The organism is Butyrivibrio sp. (genome assembly GCF_017940685.1).
Classification (GTDB): domain Bacteria; phylum Bacillota; class Clostridia; order Lachnospirales; family Lachnospiraceae; genus Butyrivibrio.
The window spans coordinates 1-1,985 of sequence record NZ_JAGAYD010000166.1 but is presented as its reverse complement, the minus strand read 5'-3'; the positions used below and the strand labels follow the sequence as shown (position 1 = coordinate 1,985).

Annotated in this window: 1 protein-coding gene; it reads left to right on the top strand. The window is 40.4% G+C overall.

The genetic code is table 11. The features are described from left to right. Positions 1-1,834, top strand: a 1,834-nt coding sequence (locus tag J6I68_RS10785; RefSeq protein ID WP_292220256.1) for a hypothetical protein, incomplete at its 5' end; no start/stop codon positions are given. Positions 1,835-1,985 lie beyond the last annotated feature (151 nt).

The window sequence follows — 1,985 nt, the reverse complement described above, 5'->3', positions numbered from 1 at the left end:
TGGAACTGACATCCAGGTAGAGTCCAGGGAAGGCAAAGAGGAAACTCTTGAAAAGAAGAAAGAAGAGGAACCTGTTGCTGAAACAAATCAGGTAAATGATGGTACTGTTACTACAGACGAGGCTACAACGGGGGATACATCAAATACTCTTGTTCTTAAGCAGGAGACCAGCGAGCTGACAGCTATAGGCGAAAGTCTTGATACACCGATTATTGGGGAAGATCAGATTTTTGATAGTAAGCTTTTGGAAAATCAGCCTGTAAAAGAAACTCCGAAGGAAGAAGTTGCAGCAACAGCCATTGATGTATACTTTTATGTAAGAGGCAATGGTATTGACTTTGATATTCCAAAAGAGCCGGCTTCCTACAGCTCTTCACTGTATTCAGCTCCTATAAGGGTTGAAGATTCTATTATGCAAAGCAATCTTTCTTTTAGCTCCGCAGAGGAGGATGGATCAGAGGACAGTCTCCTTTCTGACGGATTTACAGCATCTAATGGAGTTACCGATATAATTTCAAGACTTCCATCTGCAGAAGATATTCACAATATTGTGCCGGATTTTGACCCGGAGACACACTACGTTGTGTGGTATGTGGTAAAAAAAGTGAATACAGACGGATCAGATCAGGATGTACGCGTTCATGTTGATGGTGTTATAAGACAGAGGCGGAATATAGAACAGCCTAAGGAAGAGGAGATCACTAAGCCGGTGATCGACCCTGAACATGCCCAAAAACTTGATGAACTAGAATCTCGTATTGAGTTTCATATTGTTCCCAAGCTCCTTGATGAGAATGGGCGACAGCTTAGCGAGATAGAGTATGACAGACAGCCACATATGGTTGGTGGATTTGATATAGTGGTAACAGATACAATGGATGAAGATGACCCCAAAAAGCTTGCCGAGTACATCTTCAACTGCCTTGGAAAGCTTGTGGCTGTAAAAGTATATGCTGGGGATGAAAAGACAGTATTTGAATATGCTGGAGAGACTTTTTATCTGAACATTACGTCGGCTTACACTTATGTTACAGATGAACTTGATGATATACATTTCTACAGGGGAAGCGAAGAAGTAAGCTGGAATGACATCACGGTCACAGACGTTCGCGGAATTTCCCTTGCGAATAAAGTCACAATTGATCCGATAGCTGTTTTACAGGCATCTGATGGATATGATCCTTTTTCTCTAAGGAAGGATAAGATCAAAATTACAATAAAAGCTGGTACAACAGTCAAAAACGATGATGGAACTACTATTACCAATGCTAGTTTTAAATTGACAAAAGGTTCTCTTAAAGAAGGCCATAGTATACAATCTGTAACTATCGTTGGCAGCCAGACAGGTGTGGGACAGAGCCCCAATGAGATTACCAATGTTGTAATTGTAGATGCAAATGGGGAAGAGGTTACTGACTATTACAATATTGATCTTGAAAAGGGTAAGTTACAGCTGGTTGATGCCAATAAGAAGGGTTCAGATGAAAACGGTTCATCTCAGTATACTCAAACATCTTCAGCAGATGATACTGGATTAAGGTTTTCTCCTGATACTTCCGGCACTGCCAGGAAGAACTCTACCGAGATCCTCAATAGCCGCGTGGCAAGAGCTAAGATCACTCACGCTGACGGCTCAGTTACTTATATCAACGTGCCTTTTGAGACCAGCCATGGCAATGACCTATCAGACAATCAGCCGAAGGTTCTTGGTGCAAGGCGTGCATCTACAGGAGACGGTAGTGATACAATTTATAGAATCATGATAATACTTGTATCATTGGTAGTTTTAATACAGCTTATTAGGAAAAATAACACTTCAGCTGAAATGAGCTGATCTTACAAACCAGAAGATAGTGTGGGAGTCATAAGGCTCCCGCACTTTTTTTGCTTATTGAAAAACTTTTTGATTAAATTTAATAATACTTTAAATAATCTGACTTTTTGGTTAATAATTTGCAAATAACTGCCGATAAATACTTTGAATG